Source organism: Nocardia sp. NPDC019395 (assembly GCF_040632335.1).
In the GTDB taxonomy this organism is placed as follows: Bacteria; Actinomycetota; Actinomycetes; order Mycobacteriales; family Mycobacteriaceae; genus Nocardia.
In genome coordinates, this window is sequence record NZ_JBEYBT010000001.1 from 660,764 (window position 1) to 680,130 (window position 19,367).

Annotated in this window: 14 protein-coding genes; 6 read left to right on the plus strand and 8 right to left on the minus strand. The window is 65.4% G+C overall.

All coding sequences use genetic code 11. The annotated features are described in order from the left end of the window. Positions 1-33 precede the first annotated feature (33 nt). Positions 34-1,815 (minus strand): thiamine pyrophosphate-requiring protein, encoded by a 1,782-nt coding sequence (locus ABZ827_RS03085; protein WP_357232027.1) that lies wholly within the window; start codon positions 1,813-1,815, stop codon positions 34-36. A 450-nt stretch (positions 1,816-2,265) separates the two neighbouring features. On the opposite strand from ABZ827_RS03085, the gene ABZ827_RS03090 reads away from it, so the two are divergent. After that, positions 2,266-2,979 carry a helix-turn-helix domain-containing protein gene (locus ABZ827_RS03090; protein ID WP_357232030.1) on the plus strand — a complete coding sequence of 238 codons (714 nt, stop codon included), beginning with the start codon at positions 2,266-2,268 and terminating at the stop codon, positions 2,977-2,979. 162 nt (positions 2,980-3,141) lie between these two features. On the opposite strand, the gene ABZ827_RS03095 is transcribed toward ABZ827_RS03090, so the two are convergent. Next, the gene (locus ABZ827_RS03095; protein WP_357232033.1) at positions 3,142-3,264 is read right to left on the minus strand and encodes a hypothetical protein; all 123 of its coding nucleotides are present in this window, start codon (positions 3,262-3,264) and stop codon (positions 3,142-3,144) included. A gap of 99 nt (positions 3,265-3,363) precedes the next feature. Here ABZ827_RS03095 and ABZ827_RS03100 point away from each other — a divergent pair, with 99 nt between their 5' ends. Both ABZ827_RS03100 and ABZ827_RS03105 read left to right on the plus strand, forming a co-directional pair. Further along, positions 3,364-5,187, plus strand: a complete 1,824-nt coding sequence (locus tag ABZ827_RS03100) for an NAD(P)/FAD-dependent oxidoreductase (RefSeq protein ID WP_357232036.1) — start codon at positions 3,364-3,366, stop codon at positions 5,185-5,187. Positions 5,188-5,391: 204 nt separating this feature from the next. Next, positions 5,392-7,083 (plus strand): NAD(P)/FAD-dependent oxidoreductase, encoded by a 1,692-nt coding sequence (locus tag ABZ827_RS03105; protein ID WP_357232039.1) that lies wholly within the window; start codon positions 5,392-5,394, stop codon positions 7,081-7,083. Here ABZ827_RS03105 and ABZ827_RS03110 read toward each other — a convergent pair. The 5 genes from ABZ827_RS03110 to ABZ827_RS03130 all read right to left on the minus strand — a co-directional run bounded on the left by ABZ827_RS03110 (position 7,059) and on the right by ABZ827_RS03130 (position 14,498). Next, positions 7,059-8,093 (minus strand): cytochrome P450, encoded by a 1,035-nt coding sequence (locus ABZ827_RS03110; RefSeq protein ID WP_357232042.1) that lies wholly within the window; start codon positions 8,091-8,093, stop codon positions 7,059-7,061. The two genes, ABZ827_RS03105 and ABZ827_RS03110, sit on opposite strands and share 25 nt — an antisense overlap. A gap of 209 nt (positions 8,094-8,302) precedes the next feature. Beyond that, positions 8,303-9,142: a glucose 1-dehydrogenase gene (locus tag ABZ827_RS03115; protein ID WP_357232045.1), complete on the minus strand. Its 840-nt coding sequence runs from the start codon at positions 9,140-9,142 to the stop codon at positions 8,303-8,305. 38 nt (positions 9,143-9,180) lie between these two features. Further along, the gene (locus ABZ827_RS03120) at positions 9,181-9,939 is read right to left on the minus strand and encodes an SDR family oxidoreductase (RefSeq protein ID WP_357232048.1); all 759 of its coding nucleotides are present in this window, start codon (positions 9,937-9,939) and stop codon (positions 9,181-9,183) included. After that, the gene (locus tag ABZ827_RS03125) at positions 9,936-12,335 is read right to left on the minus strand and encodes a hydantoinase B/oxoprolinase family protein (RefSeq protein ID WP_357232051.1); all 2,400 of its coding nucleotides are present in this window, start codon (positions 12,333-12,335) and stop codon (positions 9,936-9,938) included. Before ABZ827_RS03125 ends, ABZ827_RS03120 begins: the two co-directional genes overlap by 4 nt. Positions 12,336-12,398: 63 nt before the next feature. Continuing rightward, a complete protein-coding gene (locus tag ABZ827_RS03130; protein WP_357232054.1) occupies positions 12,399-14,498 on the minus strand; it encodes a hydantoinase/oxoprolinase family protein in 2,100 nt (699 codons plus the stop codon). On the opposite strand from ABZ827_RS03130, the gene ABZ827_RS03135 reads away from it, so the two are divergent. Beyond that, positions 14,497-16,335 carry a bifunctional 3-(3-hydroxy-phenyl)propionate/3-hydroxycinnamic acid hydroxylase gene (locus ABZ827_RS03135; protein WP_357232057.1) on the plus strand — a complete coding sequence of 613 codons (1,839 nt, stop codon included), beginning with the start codon at positions 14,497-14,499 and terminating at the stop codon, positions 16,333-16,335. The two genes, ABZ827_RS03130 and ABZ827_RS03135, sit on opposite strands and share 2 nt — an antisense overlap. A gap of 6 nt (positions 16,336-16,341) precedes the next feature. Next, positions 16,342-16,797: a VOC family protein gene (locus ABZ827_RS03140; RefSeq protein WP_357232060.1), complete on the plus strand. Its 456-nt coding sequence runs from the start codon at positions 16,342-16,344 to the stop codon at positions 16,795-16,797. A 20-nt stretch (positions 16,798-16,817) separates the two neighbouring features. On the opposite strand, the gene ABZ827_RS03145 is transcribed toward ABZ827_RS03140, so the two are convergent. Then, positions 16,818-17,255 carry a VOC family protein gene (locus tag ABZ827_RS03145; RefSeq protein WP_357232063.1) on the minus strand — a complete coding sequence of 146 codons (438 nt, stop codon included), beginning with the start codon at positions 17,253-17,255 and terminating at the stop codon, positions 16,818-16,820. 726 nt (positions 17,256-17,981) lie between these two features. On the opposite strand from ABZ827_RS03145, the gene ABZ827_RS03150 reads away from it, so the two are divergent. Further along, positions 17,982-19,076, plus strand: coding sequence for a cytochrome P450 (locus ABZ827_RS03150; protein WP_357232066.1), 1,095 nt, complete (start codon positions 17,982-17,984; stop codon positions 19,074-19,076). Positions 19,077-19,367: the final 291 nt, after the last annotated feature.

Genomic DNA, 19,367 nt, shown 5'->3' on the forward strand with positions numbered 1-19,367 from the left:
GGGCACCGGGCCGGTGGGTTCCGGTCGCGTCACTCATGGACGGAATTCCTGGGCTTTGGTCTTTGCCCCTTGGACAATGAGATGCCATGCTTCCGGGTCCCCGCGCAGTATCGATTTGCCCATATCCTTGATCTGTTCGTAACTGGCGTGGGGTGGGACCGGGGGCATTTCGGGGTCGCAGCGGACGTCCAGGACCATGGGGCTTCGGGTGGCCAGGGCTCGGTCCCACATGTCCGGGAGATCGTCGGGGTGATCGACCGCGATGCCCTCGAGTCCCATCTCGTGTGCGAGGTCGGCGTAGGGCACATCGGGCAGGCGCTGCGATTCCTCGAATTTGGGTGCTCCGCCCATGGCTCGGAGTTCCCAGGTCACCTGGTTGAGGTCATTGTTGTGGAATACGCAGATGATCAGCCGCGGATCGCTCCACAGGTGCTGGTAGCGCGCGACGGTCATGAGCTCGCCGAGGCCGTTCATCTGCATGGCGCCGTCGCCGACGAGGGCGATCACCGGCCGGTCCGGGTGGGCGAATTTCGCGCCGATGGCGTAGGGGACAGCCGGGCCCATCGTGGCCAGAGTTCCGGACAGCGATCCGCGCATCTCACCGCGGAAGCGCAGGCAGCGGGCGTACCAGTTGGTCGATGAACCCGAATCGGCGGTGACGATCGCGTTCTCGGGAATGCGCTCGGACAGTTCGGTAACCACCCGCATGGGGTTGATCGGCTTCGCCTCCAGCGCCGCCTGATATCCGATGGTCTCCCACCAGCGGGCGACATTGTCCTCGATTGTGGTGCGCCAGGAACGGTCCGCCTTGCGCTGGAGTTGGGGAATCAGTTGCCGCAGTGTCGCTTTCGCGTCGCCGACCAGGTTCACCTCGGTGGGGTAGCGCATTCCGATCGACGCTCCGTCGAGATCGATCTGCACCCCGCGGGCCCGGCCGAACTCCGGGAGGAATTGGGAGTAGGGAAAGTTGGATCCGACGATCAGCAAAGTGTCGCAGTCCCGCATCATCTCGTAGCTGGGCCGGGTTCCCAGCAGGCCGATCGAGCCGGTGACGAAGGGCAGCTCATCGGAGAGAACGTCTTTGCCGAGTAGGGCTTTGGCGATACCGGCGCCGGTGATTTCCGCGATCTCGACGATCTCGTCGGCGGCACCGCGTGCCCCTTGCCCGATGAGGATCGCTACGCGGGAGCCGTGCTCGAGTACCTCGGCCGCCCGGTCGATTTCCGATCGTGGCGGGGTCGCGGTGGTGGGCTGGCTACTCGGCGGGCTCGACGGTACCTGTTTGAACTCGTGTTCCGGTGGCCGGTACGGCTCCTCTTGCAGATCGGCGGGGATTATCACGACCGTCGGTGAGCGTCGTGCCTGCGCGGTCCGGAATGCCCGGTCCAGTGCGTTGGGCAGCTGGCTCGCGACATTCACCTCGACCAGATAGTCGGAGGCGACATCCTTGAACAAGGACTGTAGGTCGACCTCCTGCTGGTAGCTGCCGCCCATCGCGCTCCGTGCGGTCTGCCCGACGATCGCGACCACCGGAACGTGATCGAGTTTCGCGTCGTAGAGGCCGTTGAGAAGATGGATGGCGCCGGGCCCGGATGTGGCGGCGCATACCCCGGTCTGCCCGCTGAACTTGGCGTAGCCGGTGGCCTGGAACGCCGACATCTCTTCGTGCCGGGCTTGTACGAAGCGCGGGTCGTTACCGGCGCGACCGAAGGCAGCCACGAGGCCGTTGATCCCGTCGCCCGGGTAGCCGAACACCTGCTCGACTCCCCATTCGCGTAGGCGTTGCAATACATAATCGGCGACCTGCAGCGACATGAGACCTCCTGTGTTCCGGGTGGTGATGCGCCGTTGCCGCCGTCCTACCCGGTTGATTCCGGTTGAACCACGCCTTCCGAGTGTGTCGGGCGCCGCACCGTAGCTGCGCGGCCAGAGGAGACGGAGTTTCCGGGAGGAGGCGGGAGTGCCCGATATCCCAGAACTCGGCGGTGATCTCGTACAAGGGATTCACATATCATCGAGTAATCTATTATCGCTCATTCGGGATCTATATTCGCACGACCTGATATCAATCGAGTACCGTCAGCCGCGGACGAAGCTCCGCGCCCTATGTGCGGTGACCCACATCGAGGCGTTCGATAATCGTGCCGAACAGCTCGATTACTAATATGAACAGCGCATCGGTCCTGTGGACGGGATCGCCCGGGTGCCTGCCGAGACAGTGCGCCCGGGACGGTGAGGGCAGTGACGAACAGGAGAGGTGTCACGATGGCGACCAGCGATAACCAGGCGCGGGCACGGGGGCAGGTCGGCAGTCAGACTTTGGCCCGCGGTCTCTGTGCGCTGCTTGCGGTGGTCGACTCGCCGGCGGGGCTGAGCGTGCAGGAAATCGCCGCGCATCTCGGCGTCCATCGGTCGATCGCCTACCGGCTCCTGCAGACTCTGAGTGACTACGGCTTCGTCGTCCAGGGGGCATCGGGCAGCTACCTACCCGGCGCGAGACTGGCCGTCATGTCCCGGTCCTATCTGCCCGCTCTGCGCGAGTACGCCCTGCCGGTGATGCGGGAATTGGCGGACGAGCTCGGTTGCACGGTCTCACTTTTCGTCGCCGAAGGACTCGACGCGGTGTCTGTCGAGCTCGTCGAACCGCTGACGGTGAGCCACCATCTGGCCTTTCGCGCCGGTATGCGGACCCCGCTCGACCGCGGTGCGGCCGGGTACGTACTCATGGCCGCCGAACCTCAGCGGCCGGGTGAACCGGCAGTTGTCACCGAGGTACGTGAGCGGGGCTACGCCACCAGCGCGGGTGAGGTGGAGCCGGGAGCATTCGCGCTCGCGGCGCTGATCCCCGATATCCTCCCTCGTGCCAGCCTGGCGGTGATGAGCCACCGCGAGGAGCAGGTGCTGGCGGCACGCGACCCCCTGCTGAAGGCGGCCGAACGAATCGGTCACGAGGCCGAGTTCACCTCCGGCGCTGTGTAGGCCCGGAACGGGCCGTGACAACATCGGCCGGGTGGTCCGTCGCATCGACTCCGGATCGCCCGGCCCGTTTCGTCGACGTGATGGCGGCGAGGTCATCCCGCTCCACTGTGCCCCCCTTCGAGCGGCCGGCGGCCTCATCGAGTCTTCTTGCGCCACAACCACTCACGGGGCGAGATATGCCTCGACTCTCCGGTGTGCCGCGATATCGGGCACGACGCCGCGCGTGACGATCCCCCGGGGGATCGTGATGCCGATGCCGCAGCGGTCGGCTCCCCGACTGGTCACTGCCGTCTCTCCTCGAACTGAGACGTTGACCACCCCATGAGCCGGTGTTACGTTTCATTTTCTACACAAATAGGTGCATTTATAGAACTGCGAGGAAACGTGACTGCCACCGACAACGAACAGGCAACCGTCGCACGCAATGCGGCAACCGTGTGGCTCCAGGCCCTCGATCGAGCCCTCGCCGGGCCCGATCACGAGGCCTTGGACGGACTCTTCCTCGACGAGTGCTATGTCCGGGATATGGGCGCGCTCACCTGGAACCTTCGTTCGGAATCGGAGAAGGAAAGAGCGCTACGACTCATCGAGGCGGGCGCCGAAGGTACCCACCCGCGTAACTTCCGCCTCGACCACTCCAAACCCGCCGAACCGTCCGTCGTCGGCGAGGATCCGACGGTCGTCGAGGCTTTTATTGCCTTCGACGTCGACGCCGGCAGCGGCGACGGCATGATCTACCTCGTCGAGGACCCGCAGTCCGCGGTCGGCTGGCGAGCCCGCAATCTGCTCACCCGCCTCACCGGCTTTACCGACCACCCGAACCAATGGCCGTACCGAGACCGCTTCGACGACACCCACCCCGATGTGCGCTGGTCCGAGCACCGCGCCCGCAATCAGGACTTCGAGGAGCGCGATCCGGAGGTTCTCATCGTCGGTGGCGGGCAGATGGGCGTGATGACCGCGGCCTCGCTCAATCGCCTGGGAGTCGACAACCTCGTGGTCGACAAGAACTCCTCGGTCGGTGGCAATTGGCGTAACCGCTATGCCTCGCTGCTCCTGCACCAGCCGCACGGGATGCTGCACTTCCCCTATATGCCCTACCCCGAGAGCTTCCCCGAGTACATTCCCAAGGACAAACTCGCCGACTGGTTCCAGGCGTATGTCGCGGCCATGGATATCAACTTCTGGACCTCGACAGAGTTCCTGGGCGGAACCTTCGACGAGGAGTCGAAGACGTGGGACGTGCGGGTTCGCCGCGGTGACGGCACGCTGCGCACATTCCGTCCGAAGCACGTCGTCATCGCGACCGGCGGCACCGAGAACCCGCGCATCCCCGATCTTCCCGGGCTCTCGGACTTCACGGGCGAGGTGGTCCACTCCAGCAAGTTCTCCGACGGCCGCGACTACACGGGCAAGAATGTCATGGTCGTCGGCGTCGGCACCAGTGGACACGATATTGCGCTCGACGTCACCAAACACGGTGGCCGCGCCACTATTTTGCAGCGATCGCCGGCGATCGTGGTCGATATCGAGACCGCCAACCTGCATTACGCCGATTACAACCCGCGAATCATCCCCACCGAACTGGTCGATATCAGGTTCCTCGCGGGCCTCGTCTACCCCCAGCTGAAACAGAACTTCCTCGACAGCACGAAAATGGCCGAGGAGCGGGACGCCGACCTGCGCGCGAAGCTACGTGAGGCCGGAATGAAGGTGTGGTCGGGTGCCGAATCGTGTGGATTCTTCTACGAATATTTCAAGAAAGGCGGCGGGTACTACCTCGAGGTGGGCGCTTCCGAGCGCATCATCAGTGGGGAGATCGGCGTGATCCAGACCGAGGAGATCGAATCCTTCGAGCAGGACGGCTATCGGCTCCGCGACGGATCCGGTGGGAAGCTCGACACTATCGTGCTCGCGACCGGTTACGAGAACATCTCTCTGGCTATCGCCGACTACTTCGGTAGTGAGGTGGCCGAGAAGCTCGGTCCTATCTGGGGATTCGGCACCGACGGCGAGATCCACAACAACTGGAAGCCGACGGCCCAGGAGGGCCTCTGGATCGGCCTCGGCGCCATTCCGCAGGCCCGCTGGTATTCGTCACTGATGGCTACGCTGATCCAAGGCCACCTCAAAGGCCTTGTACCGGAATCGTTCCTGGCTCCCGATCATCCCTCCCGCACACCTCGCGAGCAGGTCGTCGAGATCTGACGGGGCACTGACACCAGCGCGCCGTGGCGGCAGCGGAACCGCCACGGCGCGCTGTTGCGTTTCGCGAGCCGATTACGGCTTTCGCCGGTCAGAAAGTTCTATTTATGAACACGCCAGTGCGTTATCTGTACGATCATGGGCAATCGTCGGCGCTGTCGACCCGCGCGTCTCGCCGAGGAACGTGACATTCATGGAGGACGATCAATGGCTGCTCTCTTCGACTCTCGGCAGGTCGTCGATCCTGCCCGGGAAAACCGGCTCGATGCCGTCATCGTCGGCGCGGGGATGGCCGGCGTACGGCAGCTGGTCGAGCTGCATCGCCGAGGTCTGGAGGTGCTCCTGATCGAACGAGGTAGCGGGGTGGGCGGTACCTGGCACTTCAACCGATATCCGGGCGCACGCACCGATTCGGATGCGTACTCCTACGGGTTCTTCTTCGATCCCGAGATCGCGCAGAAGTGGACCTGGAAGGAGCATTTCGCGAGCCAGGAAGACCTCGAGCGCTACTACAACTGGATCATCGATCGCTTCTGCTCGCGCGACGAGGTGCTGCTGAACACCACCGTCGAGGCGGCTCATTTCGACGACGCCTCCGGATCCTGGACCGTGACCACCGACACCGGGCGCACATTGACCGCCCGCTACCTCATCCTGGCCACCGGGATGACCTCGCACCCGATCTTCCCACCGCTCGAAGGGAAGGACGACTTCCACGGGCCGCTCGTGCACACCGGGCTGTGGCCGGAAGAGGGTCTCGACCTCGCCGGTAAGCGCATCGCCCAAATCGGCACCGGCTCTTCCGGAATCCAGATCGCTCCCTTCCTCGCGAAGGAGGCCGCCCAGTTGACCGTCTATCAACGCCGGGGCCACTGGAGCACGCCGCTGAACAACCGCCCGCTCACCGACAAGGAGAACGACGACTTCCGGGCCCGGTTCGCGGAGTACTTCAAAGACCGGCAGGTCAACCTCGCCGCGCAGGCGTTCCACGAGTGGGAGACCCGGACAGCGCCGGAGGTGAGCGAAAAAGAGCGCCGGCAGAAGTTCGATTACCTCTACGACGAGGTGATGGGCCTGCGGATCCTGGCCGAGAACTTCACCGATGCGATGAGCGACGGCGAAGCCAACCGAATGTGGTCGGATTACCTGGCAGAACGGATACGCGGGCGGGTCCACGATCCAGCGGTTGCCGAGCGCCTGATCCCGAAGGATCACGGTTTCGGGCGATTCCGCCCGCCCAAGGACACCGGCTATTACGAGATCTTCAACGAAGAACACGTCGATCTCGTCAGCATGACCGAGACTCCGGTCGTGCGCATCACGCGCGCCGGGATCGAGACCACCGAGGGGGAGCGCGAGTTCGACATCATCGTCTGCGCGACGGGTTTCGAGGTATGGCTCGGCGCTCTCAGGCAGATCGATATCCGTGGATTGAACGGGCGCTCGCTACAGGATGCGTGGTCGGCCGGCCCGCACACGGTTCTCGGGGTCGCGACACCGGGCTTCCCGAATATGTTCTTCAACGCCGGTGCCCACGGAGTCGGGTCGAACAGTCCCGCCTTCGTCGAGTACCAGGCGCCGTGGATCGCGGACATCATGGAGCATACGGAGTCGACGGGGGCGCGGTGGATCGACTGCACTGCCGAGGCTGCCGACGCATGGACCGAGCATGTCTACGAGGCCGCGGCCGCGAGCGGGCCCGCCCACGAGGGCGCGTGGTACGTGGGCGGCAACGTGGCGAACGGCGTCGGGAAGATGCTCGTCTACATGGGTGGTATCGCGCAGTACTCCACCATGGCGGCGGATATCCTGGACCATTCGTACCGCGGCTTCGTCTTCGCCGGTAGTGTCGCGGCGAACCCGAGCCGGACCGCTCACCAGGTGACGGGGAGCGAGTAGACGCCGTAGGCGAGCCGATCGTGCATGAACTCCAGTTCCTCGAACGGGATCGCGAGCCGCAAGGCCGGGATACGGCGGAAGATCGTGCCGAAAGCGACCTGGAGTTCCACCCGGGCCAGCTGCTGACCGATACAGCCGTGCGGTCCGAAGCCGAACGCGACCTGCGCGCTGACGTCGCCGCGAGCGAGATCGAACCGTTCCGGCTGCTCGAATGTGCGGGAATCCCAGTTGCCCGCGGCGAAATCCAGGATCACTCCTTCGCCGGCTCGAATGGTGGTCTCACCGATCTCGATATCTCCCACCGCGATACGCCGCTGACCGCTGTGCACGATGCTCAGGTAGCGCAGCAGCTCATCGACGGCCTTCGCGACAACCTTCGGGTTATCGGTATCGCGCAGCACCGCCAGCTGGTCGGGGTGGTGCAGCACGGCGGCGGTTCCCAGGGCGATCATGCCGGCGCTGGTCTCGTGGCCCGCGATCAGCAGAGCGTTGCCGAGGGCTACGGCTTCTTCCAGTCCGAGCGCGTCGTCGCGAACGTTCTCGGCGAGCTCACCGATGACGCCGGGGCCCGGCTCGCCCGCGTCCACCCGCTCCTCAATCAACTGGCGGATGTAGCCCTGCAGAGCGCCGAACGCGTGTATCTGCGCCTCCGGGGTCGCATAGCGATCCATCGCAGCCGACGCATGATGCTGGAAGAAGTCGTGGTCGTCGTAGGACGTGCCCAGCATCTCGCAGATCATGTAGGACGGCAGCGGGAGCGCCAGGGCCTCGACCAGATCGACCGGATTCGGGCCCGCGAGCATGGTGTCGATCAGTTCATCGGTGGCCTGCTGGATGCGCTCCCGCTGGGCCTCGACACGCTTGTAGGCGAACGACCGGGTAACCATGCGGCGCAGGCGCAAGTGCGCGGGGCCGTCGGTATTCAGCATGCTATCGGCCTGGTTCGCCGCGTTGGCGGCCCTGCCCTCGTTCCAGTGCGGGTATCCGGGCAGCCGGTCATCCGTACTCACGCGTGGATCCGACGAAAGCATTCGCAATTCCTGGTTGCCGGTGACCAGCCACGGCGTGCTGCCGTCCCAGATTCGCACCCGCCTTATCGGTTGCCGCGCTGCCGAATCGACGAGTTTCGCGGGAACATCGAACGGGCACCGCCCGTCACGGGCTGCCGGAAATTCGAATATTTCCGGCCCCTGCCCGGTTACCGAAGAGTTGTTCACGGCTATCCCTCGCTCTCCTTCTGGTGGGCGGCTGCCGTCGTTGCTCTGACGGCCAGTGGATCGTTGTGTCCCGCCGCGGTGCCACCGTCGACACGCAGCGTGACACCGGTGACGTAGCGGGCGCTGTCGCTGCCCAGATAGAGCGCGGCCTCGGCCACGTCGTGCGCCGTGCCCTCCTGATCGAGCGGGCGGTTCGCCGCCATCATCCGGCGGACCTGCACGACGCGTTCTCGAGCCTCCGCGCTGTCGGCGAGCGCACCGGACAGGAGCGATGTCGGAATATTGCCCGGCGCGATGCAGTTCACCCGGACCCCGTACCCACCGAGATCGATTGCCGCGCAGGATGTGAAGTGAATAACGGCAGCCTTCGACGCTCGGTAGGTCATCACCCGGTGCCCGGCGAGGATGCCGCCGATCGAGGCGATGTTGATGATCGATCCGCCCCCGGCATCGGCCATATGCCGCGCGGCCCGCTGTGTACCGGCCATCACGCCCAGGAGATTGACGCGTAGAACCCGATCGAAGTCGGCGAGGTCGTCGTCCAGGAAATGTTCGAACAGCCGCCCGGATACACCAGCGTTGTTGACCATGATGTCCAGCGCCCCGAACTTCGCGAGCGCGGCGGCGGCGACGCCAGCGATATCCGCGGAGTTCGCGACATCGGTGGGGACGAACAAGGTGTCGGCGCCCAGCTCCCGTACCAGCGCTTCACCGCGCTCACGCTCGATATCGGCGACGACCACCCGGGCACCTGCCCGCACGAACCGGCGCACGGTCGCGGCACCGAGCCCGTCGGCGCCGCCGGTGACGATCGCGACCTTGCCGCACAACTCTGCCGTCACTGTCTTGTCCTTCCTCGGTTGGAACCCTGTCACCTCGATCAGTGGTAGGTACGCCCGCCGTCCACGGCGAGCGTGGAGCCGGTGACATACGAGGATTCATCGCTGGTCAGAAACAGGATTCCGTTCGCGATCTCGGACGGGTCGGCGACCCGCTTCAAGCCCAGGTGGTCGGTCGCCGCACTGCCGGCGTCGGCGAGGAACGGTGCCGACATCGGGGTGAGGGTGGCGCCCGGGCATACGACATTGACCCGGACCTGTGGCCCCACCTCGGCGGCCAGCCCCTTGGTGAAGGCGATCAACCCGCCCTTGGTCGCGGCATACGCCGTGTTGTTCGGAATATTCGGTAAGACGCCCATACCCGAGGACACATTCACGATCGTGGCGCCGCGGCCGGCGCGCCGCAGGGCGGGTAGCGCCGCCCGGCAGATGAGATAGGGCGCAAGCAGATTGACCGAGGCGAACTGCATCAGCAAGCCGAGGTCGGTATCGCCGATCGGGGCCGCCTTGCCGATGCCGGCGCAGTTGACGATCCCGTCCAGCCCGCCCAGCGCCTTCTCGATATCGGCGATCCCCGGCTCGACCGAATCGAGGTCGGTGAGGTCGAGCGGGTAGGCGAGCGCACCCAATTCGCCGGAAACCTCCTGTAGCGCATCCTCCTGCCGGTCGATCAGGGCCAGGCGCGCGCCCTCCCGGTGGAAGATCTCCGCTGTCGCCCGGCCGATTCCGGACGCCGCTCCGGTGATCAGAATCCGTCGGTCGCGCAACCGTTGCGAGTCGTTCCGGTCGGGTGTGCTCATTGTCGTCCTCCCACTACCGGCAACTGGCCGGTGATCCGGTAATCCCAGTACGGTTCGTCGTCGTGATGGCAGAACTCCTGCGCGAGCAGGGTCGCGCAATCGGGACATACATACTGGCGCAGCAGTAGGTCCGGATCTCCGAATCGCGCGGGATCGGGGTACATCGCGGCGTCCACCTCGTGGCCGGGAGCCTCGATCCGCGCGGCCGACGACTTGAAGTTGCCGTCCGCGGGTCCGAGTCCGGTTCGACATGCCGAGCACGCCCAGAGCGGACCATCATCCCCCCGAACGACATCGACATTGCCCGCCGCGCCGCGGACGAGGATCTCGGCATCCGGAAGACGGACGGGCCGCGAGCCATCGGGAACCCGCGCCCGCGCCCGGCGCCGCTCCCGGATCTCCGCACGCCGCCGGGTCGTCGCCGCCGGGTCGAGCTCACCCGACTCCTCGAGGACGACCCCCCAATGCAATCGGGCCGCGGCGGCACTCACGTGCCCGTCGCGAATATCGTCGGCAACACGCTGCGGTTCCCGGTCCAGCGGGTCGCCGAATCCGCCACCACCGTTGTAGCGCACCACGATGGCATCGCCCGGTGCGAGGTTCGGCACGACGGCTCGCGGATGCATCAGCTCCGGCTTCCCGCCGCCGGCCTCGATCTCCCGCATGTCCCGCGGAACCCGCCCCTGTTCCAAGAATTTTCCGTACCGGCCCTCGGTCACGTGGTAGGCCTGGGTCGAGATACCGGAGTATCCGCCGCCCAGGCCGTCCGAAACGCTCGACGACGGATCGCAGTAGGCGAGTTGCGCGACGCCGACGGCGACCTTGTGCGTGATGTACACCGACAGTGCGCCGTTACCACCGCGCCACCGGCCGGGACCCCCGCTGTCCACATTCTCCTGACGGGCCATCACCAGCCCGACGCCCGTGGCTTCGCCCTCCTCGACGTTGCCCGCCGTGGTTCCCAGCGTCCACCACGCCGAGCCTGCGTCGATCCCGTCCCGGTGGGGAAACGCGCCGATGCAGCCGATCATCACGCCGGTGCCCTGACTTCCGGCGTCCACACTGACCAGACTGCCGTCCGCGTTGAATCCGATGAGGAAATCGCCCATCGGCGATGCCAGTCCGCCGGAACCGTTGGCATGGCTGCGCAGCTCGTCCGGTCCGCTCATGACCATCTTGCTGACCACGAGCCCGGCAAGGTTGCCGCCGAGCATCGAGCTGAAGATGCCGGATACCGCGGCCGGGTGGTTGGCGGCATTGCGCGTGCCCGGTACGGGCGCGAAAACGACGTGGTTGGCAACACCGGCCATACATCCGAGCTGGTCGTAGGCGAGCGCCGCATTGAGGGCGGCGATCACGTTGGCGCGCAACACACCGTAGGTGGCATTACCCCAGCCCGATTGCGGTGCGGTCCCCTCGTTGGTGCACATCAGTTCGTCACCCCGTTTCGACAGGGTGAGGACTTCCGGAGCGATGGTGCGGCCGTCCCCCTCGAGCCCGACGACCTGCAGGCGTTCGCTCCAGCGTCCGTCCGGAATACTCTTCAAACGCTCGCTGACCACCCGGGACGTATCCGCGATCATGCGCCGCATAACTCCCTTGACCGTGCGCGGACCGTAGCGTTCGAGCAACTCGACAACGCGCTTGTGCGTGGAGCGCAGGCCGGCGAGCTGCGCCCGGAGGTTCAGGGTGATCATCCCCGGGTCCCGGCCCGAGCGGGCGAACAGATCGACGATGTCCTGCTCGAATTCCCAGTTCCTGGCCACGATCGCCGGGGGCAGCACCAGGCCCTCGTCGTAGATGTCCCGGGCGTTCATCGACCAGCCGCCCGGGTCGATACCACCCAGATCGCCCACGTGCATCGCGTTGTAGATCCAGCAGAACAGTTTTCCGTCCCAGAACACCGGGGCATACATCGCGCTGTCGGACTGCTGTGCGCACCCCACGTAGGGATCGTTCTGCATGAAGACGTCACCGTCGGTGATACCGCCCCGGCTCCGGTTCTCCATCGTCCAGCGCACCACCAGATCGGAGAGCGTGGAGAAGTACTGCAGCGAGGGGCCCACCGTGACGATATCGGCGGTTTCGGTGAGCAGACTGACCGCGAAATCCATTGTCGACACCACGGCGAACGAGCCCGACACCCGCTGGATGATCTCGCCGTGATCGAGATTCAGGAACCAGAAACGCGACCGCAGCACCTGGTAGGTGATGGGATCGATAGCGGTGTCGAACTCGCCGTGCAGATCGAGGTACGGAGTTCCTTCGAAAGGGTCCGCCGGCGCGTAGGCGAGGCGTTTACCGTCCCACGGCCCGCCGTACGCCGGGTCGAGTTGTGCCTGCGGGTGGCGCAGAATGCCGTCTTCGGTCACGCGTGTCACGTCGATACCGGTCACCGTGCGTCCCGCTTTCTCATCGCAATGGTCTGGGAATATGGCGTCTCGCCCGCGACGGCGCGCTCACACATCGAGGACGAGGTTTCCGAGTGAATCGAACCGAGCGCGCTGGCCCGGACGAATGGTGACAACCGTGTCCGGGAACTGCAGTAGCAGTGGGCCTTCGAGTTCTTCTGCCAGCCGCCCCGACTTCATTCGCAGAACCGGGGTCTCGACGCGCTGTCCGAGTTCGTACCAGTAGACGGAACGCGATGTGCTGACAACCTCGGCGATATCGGTATCGGGCCGGATCTCGACAGGTTCCACCAATCCACGGGCATGGATGCTGAATCCCGCGATCTGCACGCCACCTTCGCGGTATCCGGAGCCCTCGCCGTGGAGTTCGTCGTAGATTCGTTCGAAGTCGTTCTCGGCAGTGGCCAGAGTGCCGGCCGCGAACGGCCCGGCGGCCAGGGGCACCTCTACCTGATACACCTGTGCCCGGTACTTCATGTGCAGGGAGCGTTGGATCGTGACGCGCTCACCGGTGAAGCCCTCGTCGGCCAGGGTGGCGCGCACCTCGCGCTCGAGCTCCTCGAAAACCGCACCCGAACGGTCCGGCGACGCCGGCAGGTCGACGGTCTCCCAACGCTGCACGACGTGCACGACGTCGGCCGTTGCCGCGCCGAACGCCGACCAGACCGGGGCCATCTCGGCCAAGGGCACGATGAGACTCTTGAACCCCACCTCCCGGGCATACGCCCCGGCGTGGACGGGCCCGCCACCGCCGTAGGCGAAACAGACGTAGTCCCGAGGATCGAGCCCGCGCAGAATACTGACGCGGCGAAGCAGATCCGCCATCCGGCTGTCGACGATGCGCGAGATGCCGGCGGCCGCCTCGTCGATGCTCAGGCCGAGCGGTTCGGCGACCTGCCGGACCGCGGCCCGGGCGGCATCGACGTCGAGTCGCATCGAACCGTGCAAGAAGTTGTCCGGATCGACAATGCCGAGAACGACATCGGCGTCGGTGACGGTGGGTTGTGTGCCCCCCTTCCCGTAGCACGCCGGGCCGGGAACAGCACCGGCGCTGCGGGGACCGACCTGCAGCCCTCCGGCCGGGTCGATCCAGGCGATACTGCCGCCCCCGGCGCCGACCGAGTCGAGATAGACCATGGGAAGGGCCACGTCGAACCGTTCGAGCAGTGATACGTCGCGCAGGTCGGGACTCGCCTTGCGCACGATGCTGACATCGAAGGACGTACCACCCATATCGGTCACGATCACGTTCGGTTCGCCGAGTCGCGATGCGAGATAGGAACTTCCGAGCGTGCCGCTGACGGGGCCCGAGTGGACGGTTTTGATCGGGGCGCGCTGCGCCTCCTCCGTGGTGATCGCCCCACCCGCGCACTGCGCGTAGAGGACACGGCCCTCATAGCCGCGCCGGGCGGCACCGGCATCGATATTGCCGATATACCGGCGCATCAGCGGGCCGATGTACGCGTTGATGATGCTGGTGTTGGTGCGCTCGTATTCGCCGATACGCACGGTCAGATCCGAGGCGCAGGTGACGAACGCGTCGGGAGCTTCTTTGCTGATCATCTCCACCGCGGCTCGCTCGTGGGCCGGATCGCGCATGGACCACAGGAAGCTGACGGCGAAGGAATCCACGCCCTCGCCGACGAGTCGCCGGATGTGCTCGCGCAACGCCTCGGTGTCGAGTGGCACGATCTCGTCGCCTTCGAAATCGACACGTTCGGAAACCTCGGCGACCAGGGATCTGGGCACCAGCGGCTCCGGCTTATCCGTACCGGGAAGGTCGAAGACCTGTTCCGGAGACACTCCCGCGAGGCGCCCCGAGCCCTTCATCAGGTAGATCATGTCGCCGTGGCCGGCCGAGGTGACGAGCGCGGTCTTCGCCCCGTCCCGGGTGATCAGCGCATTGGTACCGGTCGTGGTTCCGTGGACGAGACGCGAACACTGCGCCAGCAGTTCGTCGAGGCCGAGTCCGATCCCGTGGCCGGCGTCCTCGATGGCATCGAAGAAGCCCCGGGACCGATCATCGGGCGTGGTAGGCGATTTCCCGGCGTACACCCGCCCTTCCGGTGTCACCACCGAGCAGTCGGTGAAGGTTCCGCCGATATCGACCCCGATGACGTAACCGACTGGTCCCTGTGCGGCGGCCATGGCGCAACCTTTCCCGAGTCGCCCGGAGCGGATACCGACCATCCCGAGATATTGTTCGGGTATCGCACATCACTGCTCACTATGTGTAGCACCATGGCGGGGAGTGCCAGCGCTGTCAAGAAGCCGTTATCTACAACCGAGTCAAGGTGGGTTCGTGAACAAGAACGCGGGAGTCGCGGCGAACAGTGTGGACGCCGACGGGGCAGAGGACGGACCGGACGTACTCATCGTGGGCTCGGGCCCGGTAGGGCTGACCCTGGCCAATATCCTCGGCGCCCGCGGGCTGCGGGTACTGGTGGTCGAGGAGCGGGCCGAACTGATCGACTACCCGCGCGGAGTCGGCCTGGACGACGAATCGCTGCGCACGTTCCAGTCGATCGGGCTGGCGGATCGGGTGCAGCGGCACACAATTCCGTATCAGATCCTCCGGTTCGTCAACGGCGAGGGGAAACTCCTGGCCGAGATGGCACCGAGCGCCGGAGAGTACGGGTGGCCGCGTCGCAACGGATTCGTCCAGCCGCTGGTCGACGCGGAGCTGCTGCGGGGGCTCGAGCGATACCCGGGGGTCACGGTGGCGTGGTCGACCCGGATGCAGGACTTCGCGGAGACGCGAGACGGCGTCGATGTCACGCTCGCCGACGCCGACGGCGAGACCCGGCGCGTTCACGTGCCCTACGTCGTGGGTTGCGACGGCGGTCGCAGCGGGACTCGTCGGCTGATGGACGTCGATTTCGAAGGCACGACCTCGGCGACGAGATGGATCGTGGTCGACCTCGAGAACGACCCGCTCGGCACGCCGAACAGCTATGTGGGTGCCGATCCGGCACGGCCCTATGCGTCCATCTCGATCGCCCACGGCATCCGCCGGTTCGAGTTCATGCTCTTCGCGCACGAGACCGACGAGCAGGTCGATACGCCACATTTCGTGCACCGGCTGCTGGGGCGCCACATCCCTCGCCCCGAGGATGCCGCGATCATCCGGCAGCGGATCTACACCCATCATTCCCGGATCGCGAGTTCGTTCCATCGGGGCCGGATCATGATCGCCGGCGACGCCGCCCACCTGATGCCGGTCTGGCAGGGCCAGGGCTACAACAGCGGGATCCGCGACGCGGCCAACCTCGGGTGGAAGCTTGCGGCCGTCGCGACCGGCACGGCCGGCCAAGCCCTGCTGGCGACCTACGACGAGGAGCGGCGGGACCATGCCCGCGCGATGATCGACCTCTCGACGACGGTCGGAAAGGTGATCTCGATCCGCAACCGCCCGCTGGCACGGCTGCGCGACACGTTGTTGACACGAGCATCGATCCTCCCGGCCCTCAAGCGCTACATCGTGGAGATGCGCTTCAAACCCATGCCGCGATACACCAGCGGCGCGGTCGTGCCCGCGGCGACGGAAAATTCGCCCGTCGGCCGGTTGTTCATCCAGCCCACCGTGGCGACTCCGGCAGGCGAGGTGCCGCTGGACGAGGAGCTCGGCAACTGGTTCGCCGTCCTGGCCTGGAACAACGACCCGGTGACCCTCCTCGGAAAGGAGGCCGCTGATTCCTGGCGGGCGTTCGGGGCACGTTTCATCGCCGTCGTCCCGCAGGCCCAGCTCGGATATGGCGGCTACGGACCGGATGTCCGCCTCGTGGGTGATCCCGGCGGAATCAAGTCCTGGTTCGACCGGCATCGCGAATCGGTGCTGTTCCTCCGACCGGACCGGTTCGTGGCGGCCGCCTGCCTCGCCCAGGAGGCCCCCGAGACCTCTCGCAGACTGCTCGGCGCATTACACATCGCCGCGACCGCGCCGGACGCGCCGGCAGATGTACCCGCCCGCATCGAAGGAAAGTGAAATCCGATGGGAAGCGTCGTCCACCACACCGCCGTTCGTGTTTCCGATCTCGAGAAGAGCCTGCTCTTCTACCGGGACGGGCTGGGTATGCAGGTGACCGTCCAAGGCGAATTCCGAGGACCTTGGCGTCATTTGTTCGATGCGCCCGGCGATACGATGGAGATGATCATGCTGGGCGATCCCGCGAGCCCGCATGCCGGCACGATCGAGCTCGTGCGCATTCCCGGCGCCGCCGACAGCTCGGAGTCTGCCGGACCCCAGGGCACCGGTCTCCTGCTGATCTCGCTGTACTGCGATGTGGACAGCACCCTTGCCCGGCTCGCCCGGTTGGGTTTCGGCGACGGCAAAAGAGGTGAGGTGTCCACCGACGGAATAACGGTGGTCATGGCTACCGTCCGTGACCCCGACGGCGTCCTCGTCGAACTCGTCGACCAGACCACCGGCGCCCAGATCACGGGTTGACCCGCCGGCACGCGTGTCGTTCAGTGGAGTTCCTCGACCAGCCCGATGACGACGCCGGCGGGGCCGCGGACGTAGCCGTATCGGTAGATGTCTTCGTATCGGGCAACCGTGCCCACGAGTTCGGCGCCGTGGGAGCGCAGGCGGTGGAGGACATCGTCTATATCGTCGACGACGAAGGTCAGGCGAGGGATGCCCGGAGTGTTCACCGGCGCGTTCGGCGCGGTGCCGGTGGCTGCCGGTGAGTGGAACGTCGAGACTTCGACCCGGCTGTGGCCGTCCGGAGTCCGGAGCATGGCGATATCCGCGCGCACGCCGTCCAGTCCGAGGAGGTCGTCGGCCCAGGGGCCACCGACCGTTGCTTCGCCCTCGAGCTCCAGGCCCAGTTCGACGAAGAACGCGACAGCGGCCGCGAGATCCTCGACCACAATGCCGGCGTGATCCATCCGGTGGATCGTCATGATGATCTCCTCGGGTTCGTTACGGCCTATTCTGGATCAATCCGCTCACCTAGTGTGATCAGGCCGGACGTTTCACGGCTTCGCCCGGCCGAAGTATTCGCCCTTGTGCTGCTTGTACAGCTCCAGGAAGGTCTTCTGCACCGCGAAGGTGCACGCAAATCCATTCGCACTGCAACCTCATCCGCTATTTTGGCGGAAATGTGACATACAAAAACATTATCCGGGCCCGTGTTTCGCCTGCCGAGGTGAAATTGCCCGGCTCACCGTTTGGAGAACGCGGAGCCCCTGCCGTCGCGGATACTCGGATCACGGAACCCATTGCGGAAATCCGGAATTGACTCCGCACCTCCGTGCACCGGTCTGGCCTGCGCATTCTGGGGAATCTATCCCGTTCGCCGACCGGCCCCGCAGGTGCCCGGCGCAGTTCGCAGTGGTCTATCGCACTACCCGTGCGCTTGCGGCTGATCCATTACATCAATAATGTTCCGACACAGGAGATGTCCCAAATCGGACAACTTCCCGGATCTGACGCTGTTGCTTTCATTGGAGTTCCCGGCATTGACCATGTCCCTACCGTCGCCCGAAACCGGCACCGCCGAATGCCCGTACTCCGCCTCAGGCAGAGCTGATGCCCCGGCTCGTGATGCTCTGTATACCGAGGAGTATGCCGCCGATCCGCATCGTGTCTTCGCTCAGATGCGCCGTCGCCATGAAACTCTCGCGCCGGTGGAGCTGGCACCTGGTGTTCCGGCCACCTTGGTAATCGGGTATCACACCGCGATTCGGATCTTCAATGACCCCGAACATTTTCCGGCGGACGCGCGTTCGTGGGAGAAGACCGTTCCCGCCGACCATCCGCTCATGCCCATGATGGGCTGGCGGCCCAATGTGATGCGCAGTACCGGATCGGAACATGCCCGGTACCGGCAGGCAATCGCGGCTGCCCTCGATGGGGTCGATCATTTCTCCATGCACCAGAACGTCGAAGCGATTGCCACCCCGCTGATCAACGACTTCTGCATGGACGGCGAAGCCGACGTCATCGGCCAGTATGTCTTCCCGCTGACCTTCCAGATGCTCAACGCCATGCTGGGTTGCCCACCGGATCTCGGGCAGCATATCGCCGCCGGCATGGCTGCCATGTTCGAAGGCGGCGCCGCCGCCACCGACGCGGACGCCGTGATCAACGAAGCGCTCTTGGAGCTCGTCACGCTCAAGCGCGCCGAACCCGGCCGCGACATCACCTCTCGCCTGCTGGCCCACCCGGCGGGGCTCCAGGACTCGGAGATGGTGCACCAGCTGGCCGTGCTCTACGGGGCGGGGATCGAGCCGCTGACCAATCTGACGGTCAACACTCTGCTGCTCATGATCACCGACCCCAGGTTCACGGGCGCATTGTCACCCGGTGCGGCCCCTACGACCCAGGACGCGCTGAACGAGCTGCTGTATACCGACCCGCCGATGGCGAATTACTGCATCAGCTACCCCCGGCAGCCGATCATGCTCGACGGGGTCTGGTTGCCCGCCGATCAGCCGGTTGTGATAGGCATGTCGGCCTGCAACAACGATCCGGCGATTCACTCCGGTCAGTACACGGACAACAATGCGCACCTGGGCTGGGGTGGCGGCCCGCATGCCTGTCCGGCCAGGTCGATTGCCTATATGGTCGCCCACAACGCGATCGATCAGTTGCTCGACGCGCTCCCCGAAATGCGGCTCGCCTGCCCGGTCGAGCAACTGCGTTGGCGGCCAGGGCCTTTCCATCGCGCACTCGCGGCGATGCCGGTGATGTTCCCACCCTCGCCACCACTCGGTCTGTGATATCGCCACGGTGCGGCCGAATCCGGCCGCACCGTGGGTGATTCACCCTGTCGCGAACACATCCCCCGGCGCCCTCGATGCACTGGTCCTTAGAATCTATGCATCCAACACCGGTGTGCCGGAAGAAGTTCTGGCATACTGGCGTGTGATGGAAAAAGCGCCGGTGATCACGCGGGGGGATCGCGCCGTAGTCGGTTCGATCGATAGAATCATTTGTAGCGCTAACGAGCTCAGTACCCTAGACCGCTCCGTATCCGCATTCCCACCAACGACCTGTCGGCCCACCGGCCG